The 6,572-nt window shown below is 62.7% G+C and carries 6 protein-coding genes; all 6 read right to left on the reverse strand.

Translation table 11 applies throughout. The features are described from left to right. On the reverse strand, positions 1-246 hold a 246-nt coding region (locus tag EN879_RS19745), incomplete at its 3' end, for an HAD-IIB family hydrolase (protein WP_245493840.1). A gap of 53 nt (positions 247-299) precedes the next feature. Then, entirely contained in the window at positions 300-2,081 is a 1,782-nt protein-coding gene (locus EN879_RS19750) for a trehalose-6-phosphate synthase (RefSeq protein WP_013530900.1), read from the reverse strand. A gap of 142 nt (positions 2,082-2,223) precedes the next feature. Further along, positions 2,224-4,386 carry an amylo-alpha-1,6-glucosidase gene (locus EN879_RS19755; RefSeq protein ID WP_027160673.1) on the reverse strand — a complete coding sequence of 721 codons (2,163 nt, stop codon included), beginning with the start codon at positions 4,384-4,386 and terminating at the stop codon, positions 2,224-2,226. A 50-nt stretch (positions 4,387-4,436) separates the two neighbouring features. Further along, entirely contained in the window at positions 4,437-5,498 is a 1,062-nt protein-coding gene (locus EN879_RS19760; protein WP_013530898.1) for a glycosyltransferase family 4 protein, read from the reverse strand. 114 nt (positions 5,499-5,612) lie between these two features. Continuing rightward, positions 5,613-5,990 (reverse strand): DoxX family protein, encoded by a 378-nt coding sequence (locus EN879_RS19765; protein ID WP_013530897.1) that lies wholly within the window; start codon positions 5,988-5,990, stop codon positions 5,613-5,615. Between the two features lie 72 nt (positions 5,991-6,062). Then, positions 6,063-6,521, reverse strand: coding sequence for a carboxymuconolactone decarboxylase family protein (locus EN879_RS19770; protein WP_024501510.1), 459 nt, complete (start codon positions 6,519-6,521; stop codon positions 6,063-6,065). Positions 6,522-6,572 lie beyond the last annotated feature (51 nt).

Genomic DNA, 6,572 nt, shown 5'->3' on the forward strand with positions numbered 1-6,572 from the left:
TTCCAGGCCATAGAGCCCGGCGGCGCGCAGCTTCAAAGGCTGAAACAGATGATCGACAGCCGCGACGGAACGGCCTGTTATGAAGGCCAATGCCCCGTTCAGCTTGCGATCCAGGCCTTGCAGCAAGGAGCGGAGCTCGTCGCTGACCGAGACGGCGTCCGGGTGTTCGGCATGTTCCAGCAGGGTGCCGTCGATGTCGAGGAACAACGCCCATTCGCCGGTCAGCACAGTGTGCGGTTTCTCCATGACGGCCTGCGGCTTGTGCAGGGTCTCGCCAACAATATTTTGCAGCGCATCGCTCATGACATCGCCACCCGTCTGCGCTCAAAAATGGAGACGACATTGTCGACGCTGGGCGGCGGGTCGCTGACGGCACCGGTCACCCGATCGAGGTCCCCGCGCTTGCGCAAACGTGCCGCATCCAGAAGCATGCTGCCGGCCCAGCGATAGACATTGTTGTTGCGGATTGTCTCGCGCATGGGGCGCATGCGCTCGCGCTGTTCTTCGGGCGACATGGTCAGTGCCTGCAACAGCGCTCCGCTCATCATGGCGGCATCGTAAGGGTTGACGATAAGCGCCTCCAGCAATTCACGCGAGGCGCCGGCGAATGTGCTGAGCATCAAAACGCCCTGCTCGTCGTCGCGCGCGGCGACGAATTCCTTTGCGACGAGGTTCATGCCGTCATGCAGGCTGGTGACCATGCATATGTCGGCGGCCCGATAGATCTCGTAGACCTGTTCTTGCGAGTGATGTTCGGCCACCATGATCACCGGCCTGTAGCCCTCGCTGCCATAACGCCGGTTGAGCTCTTCGGCATAACGGTGGCACTCGTCATGGAGCAGCTTGTAGGCAGGCAGCGTGCCGCGGCTGGGTGCCGCGATCTGCAGGAAGACCAGTTTTCCGATCCACTCAGGCTGTCGCTTGAACAATTCGTTCAAAGCGTGAAACCGATCGAGAATGCCCTTGGTATAATCGAGGCGCTCGACCCCGACGGCCAGCTTCACATCCGCTTTAAGGCCGAACCTCTCGCGCATGCGAGCGCGGCAATCGTCGACAGCGGGAAGTTTCGCCAGCAGGTCCGCCGGCCATTCTATCGAGATCGGATAGGCGTGCACCAATGTGGTCCGTCCGCCGTAGGAGATGGCCGCATCGGCCCGCTCGATGCGGCTTTCCAGGAAGCGATCGACGCTTTCGGTGAAATTGTTGGCATGGAACTGAGTGTGGAAGCCGATGATCGAGCTGCCGAGCAGGCCTTCGAGGATGCGTTCACGCCATGGGCAGATGCTGTACACTTCCGAATTTGGCCACGGGATGTGCCAGAAAGTGATGACGATCGCCTCCGGCAAGCGCTCGCGGATCATGCGCGGCAGCAGCGCGAAATGGTAATCCTGGACCAGCACGATCGGCCGCTCGTTGCGCGCCTCGGCAACCACCGTATCGGCAAACTTCCGGTTGACGGCTTCATAGGCAGCCCAGTCGGAGGCACGAAAAATCGGCCGGGTGAAGGCGATATGGCAAAGCGGCCAAAGGCCCTCATTGGCGAAACCGAGATAATAGCCCTGATGCTCTTCCTCCGTCAGCCAGACCCGGCGCAGCGTGTAGGACGGGTTGCCAGGCGGCACCTGCACGCGATCGTGGTCGTCGACGGTAAGGCGGTCCGCCGTTCCGCCGCCATAGGCGATCCAGGTGCCCGCACAGGCGCGGGTAATGGGCTCGAGCGCCGACACCAGCCCGCTGGCCGGGACGAGCAACTCGACGCCGTCGTCCTTCACATTGTGGATGTACGGCTCGCGATTGGACACCACGATAACCTGCGCATCGGGCAGATCGTCGGCCAGGATCTTGCGCAATGTTTCTGGCGACCAGGTCACCAGCGCGGCATCGGCCGATTGGCCGTTCTTTTCGAACTCCCGTATCACCTTGCGCGCGGCCTCCGCCGCCACATCTTCGCCTGCCGTATGTGGGACGGCAGGAGGATGACGGCGACGGTGCCGCGATATGGAGAGGAATACGGCAAGAGCGGAAAAACCGAGGCTCGCGAAAATCAGAACCCAGAGCAGGTCCGCACCGTAGTTTGTCATTGAACGTCAACTCACCCCGGCCGTCGGCGACCGTTTGTTCGTGTTTCCCGTTTGAAACGGTCCGCCGGCCACGTGGTCGGCGTTCGGACCAGTGTTTTTGCAACGCACAAGGCCTGGATCGGTTCCGCCAATTTTGTTCGGATCATGTTCTTACTATGAGCGGCACCAGCCCTTCATGGCGGTCGGCCAGGAAAGCGACGACCCGGTCGCCGACGCGCTGGAAGGTGAGATCGACGACCCGGTCGCCGACGCCCAGGTGCCGCAGTGTCAGCGTGTCGATGCCGATCGGCAGCCTGGGGCGGCCGACGCGAATCTCACCCTCCCAGCCGTCGATCTCCAGGCCAAGACAGGCCTGCATCAACATGAAAGCGGAGCCCGCCGACCACGCTTGCGGCAGGCAGGCGACGGGATAGGCGATGGGTGCTTCGCCCGGCGCACGTGTAAAACCGCAGAACAGTTCGGGCAGCCGCATGTTGAAATGGACCGCGGATTCGAACGTGCCGCTCATCAGGCGAACCACGCTTTCGCGCTCGCCATAGCGCGCCAGCCCGGCACCGCAAAGGGCGGTATCGTGCGGCCAGATCGAGCCATTGTGGTACGACATCGGATTGAAGAACACGGCATCGTCGGCGAGCGTCCGCAGTCCCCAGCCCGAATGGAAGGAGGCGGAAAGCAGCTGGTCAGCCACCATCTGGGCCCGCGCCGGCTCAGGCAATCCGACAAAGAGCAGATGCCCCGCATTCGAGGTCCGCACCTTGCAGGGCTCGCCGGCACCGTCGATTGCCAGCGCATAGAAGCCGAGATCGTCAAGCCAGAAATCCCGTTCCACGGCAACCCGCATCGCTTCGGCGCGATCATCCCAGTGGTCGGCCCTGTCGTTCTCGCCCCGGCGACGGGCAAGTGCCGCCAGCCCCCGGAAGGCGGCAAAGACGTAGCCCTGCACTTCGACAAGGGCGATCGGGCCCTTGGGAATGCGGCCATCGGCATGGAAGACCGAATCGAAACTGTCCTTCCATCCCTGGTTGGCGAGGCCGGACTCGGCCGCTCGCTGGTAAGTCACGAATCCGGTTTCCCGGCCCGCCTCCTCCGTCCATTCGGCCGCGGCGCACAGCGACGGCCACAGGCCGTCGATGAACGCCATGTCACCGGTACGATCGGCGTAGGCACAGGCAAGGTAGATGTAGAGCGGTGTCGTATCGACGCCACCGTAGTAGCGGCCAAAGGGAAGCTCCCGCAGCGCCACCATTTCGCCCTTGCGGGTCTCGTGCATGATCTTGCCCGGCTGCGAATCGCTGAACGGCGATGTCTCGGTCGCCTGATGCTGGGCCAGAAAGGCCAGCACGCCCCGCGCCAGGCCCGGATTGAGCCACAGCATCTGCAGCGCCGAGATGACGCCGTCGCGGCCGAACGCCGTCGAGAACCAGGGGATGCCGGCATAGGGATAGGGGCCGGTCGCCAGCTCGGTGGTCAGCAGCGCGACATCGGCGCGAGCGCGCTCGACCCAGTCGTTGAAGACACGGCCCGAGCTGCGCACCGTCGCGCCATGGCGACGTTTGGCCCGCATGCCAAAGCGGGCGCGGGCGGCAGCGGCGCGGAACCGGTCGCGGTCGGGCTTGTCGGCCACCTCGGGACCGACCTCGACATAAAGCACCTTCCTGCTGCGCTTGGTCACGGCGATCAGGAAATCGGCACGGTTGGCACTCAGTTGGTCCGGCGCCTGCGAGAACGATATCGCCGAGAGGCGGGCCAGGCCATCGAGCCCATCATAGCGCAGCAGGACCGACGTCGCGTTTGTTTCGGCGGCATGGGCCAGCCCGCGCTTCGGCCGTGTCGAGCCACGCACTTCGAACATGTCGCGGAAATCGGCGGAATAGTGCAGGGAAACGCTGATCGTCGAGTGTTCCCGGCTGTAATTGGAAAGGGTGATGCGTTCAAACAGCCTGTCCTGCCAAAGCAGTCTGACGCGTTCGATGTGAATGGCTCCCTGCGGGATGTCGCGTCCACCGGCGCTCTGTATCGGCAGATTGGTCAAATTGGTGGTGAACAGCACATTGTCCTGGCTGAGCGAGGCGCCGAGCAGAGATGTCTGCCTGCCGCCGACGGTCAGCCGGAACTCGGAAAGAACCCGCGTGTCGTCGCGAAAGAAACCGTCGCCGGCGCCACGTATGTCGCCATAGGCGTCGGCAACGGCGAAGCAATCGCCCTGCTTGAGCGCAAACAACCGATGCGGCTCGCGAGGGGCGGTGGCGTCGAGCGATGCAAGCGCAACCGCAGGATCGAGCTGGCGCTCATCGAGTTGGGCCATTCGTCAAAGATCCCTGTTGTTTCGTTGCCGTGGCTCGAGCACGTCGCTGCTCAAGACGCCTTCGCCGTGCTCGGGACGCCGATCAGGCCCGCATAGGCGGCCAGATAGTCGCCGGCCATTCTTCGGGCGGAGAACCGCTTTTCGAAAACGGCCCTCACCTTTCGCCTGTCGAGTTGCAGCAAGTCCGGCACCGCAGCGACCGCGCTATCCATTGTGTCAGCGATAAAACCGGTGACGCCTTGATCGATGATCTCCGGCAGCGCACCGCAACTCCAGCCGATGACCGGTGTGCCGCAGGCCATTGCCTCGATAGCGGCAAGGCCGAACGGCTCCGGCCAGTCGATCGGGAACAGCAGGCCTGCCGCCTTGCCGAGAAATTCCGCCTTCTGGTTTTCCTCGATCTCACCGACATAGACAACGCGATCGCCATCGATCAAAGGCTCGACCACCTCACGGAAATAGGCGCGATCGTCGTCGCCGATCTTTGCCGCGAGCTTGAGCTTGAGCCCCGAACGCAAGGCGATCTCGATGGCGCGATCCGGGCGCTTGTCGCGTGAGAACCGGCCGAGGAAGGCAAGGTAGGGTTCTTCGGCGGCCGTCTCGAACGTCGGCTCGTAGAGAGCAGTCGGCAATCCGTGATGGATCGTCGCCAACCAGTTGGCGTTGGCAAGGCCCGCCTTCTGGCTGTGCGAAATGGAAATCAGGGGAAAGCGCGGGAACCGTTCATAGGCCGGCGCCAGGTCGACATAATCCAGCCTGCCATGCGGCGTCGTCACCGTCCGCTCCGCAATATCCTCAAAGAAGGAAAAATGCAGGAAGTGGCTGAGGTGGAAGTGGATGACGTCGAACTCCGACGCCCGTTCCCTCACCTGCGCAAGCATCGAAAGATGCGCCGCGATCTCGGATTTGAGCGGACGCGGATCGAGGCGCAACGCGCGTTCCCGGCTGGGTACCAGCTTCGCGGAGGTCTGGCTGTCGCCACTGGCAAACAGCGTCACCTCATGACCCAGATCGACCAGCGCTTCGGTCAGATACGAGACGATGCGCTCGGTGCCGCCATAGAGCCTTGGCGGCACCGATTCATAAAGCGGCGCGACATGGGCGATTTTCATATTTCATCCTGGATGCTGGGCATGCAGGTGTGAAATGCGTCAACGGCTCGATTGGTTCCGATTTTATGGTCGAGCCGTCGGCACCAGAGGCCGCAGTCGGCATGGAACTGTGCGTCAAACGGATTGCGCGATCAGGGTCAGAAAGCCACCGCTCAGGGCAACATTCCCGACGAAGCCATTGATGCGGGACGCACGGTCCGGACCCTGATGGTCCCAGAAATTGTGGAACATCGGCGTGGCGACGATGAGGAACAGCAGCAGCACCGTGGCCGCGAGTGCCGTCCACAATCCTGCGATGACCAGCACACCGGCGGCGACCTGAAGCACGATACCAGTCCACAGTGCCAACCGCGCCTGCGGCACACCGCGCGCGGCCATCAGCTGGGTCAGGAAGGCCGCGTTCTGGATGTTGCGCAGGCCGGCGAAAACGAAGGCGCCGCCGAGCAGCAGGCGAGCGAGAAACAACAAGGTCGAAGGCAAATCCGCAGGCATCAAACTCTCCCCTTTAAAGGTTTAAGGCAGTGGGAGCGCGCTCTCCACGGCGCTCCCAACATGATTGGACAATCAGGCAGCCTTGGCCGCCGGCATCGGATGTATGGCTTGGAACGGGATGCACAGCCGGTTCCAGGTGTTGATCATGCCGAGCGCAACGGACAGCTTGACCAGCTCCTCTTCTGAGAAATGCTCCAGCGTACGTGCATAAAGTTCGTCCGGCACGCCGTTGTTGGCGATCAGGGTGACGGCTTCGGTCCAGGCCAAAGCCGCGCGTTCACGCTCCGAGAACAGCGGCGATTCCTTCCAGGCTGAAACCAGATAGAGCCGCTGCTCGGTCTCGCCGTCGCGCCTGGCCTCGCGGCTGTGCATCTCGACGCAGAACGAGCAGCCATTGATCTGCGAAGCCCTGAGCTTGATCAGGTGCAGCAGGCTCACCTCGAGCCCGCATTCGTCCACCGCCTTGTTGAGCGCCGACACCGCCTTCATGATCTCCGGCGCCTTGGCGAAAAATTGCAGCCTCTGTTTCATCGTCTCGTCCTTTCACGTCTGCTTGGGTTTTGAGGTTTTGGAGTTAACTGG

It is taken from the genome of Mesorhizobium sp. M7A.F.Ca.AU.002.02.1.1, assembly GCF_003998535.1.
GTDB lineage: Bacteria > Pseudomonadota > Alphaproteobacteria > Rhizobiales > Rhizobiaceae > Mesorhizobium > Mesorhizobium ciceri.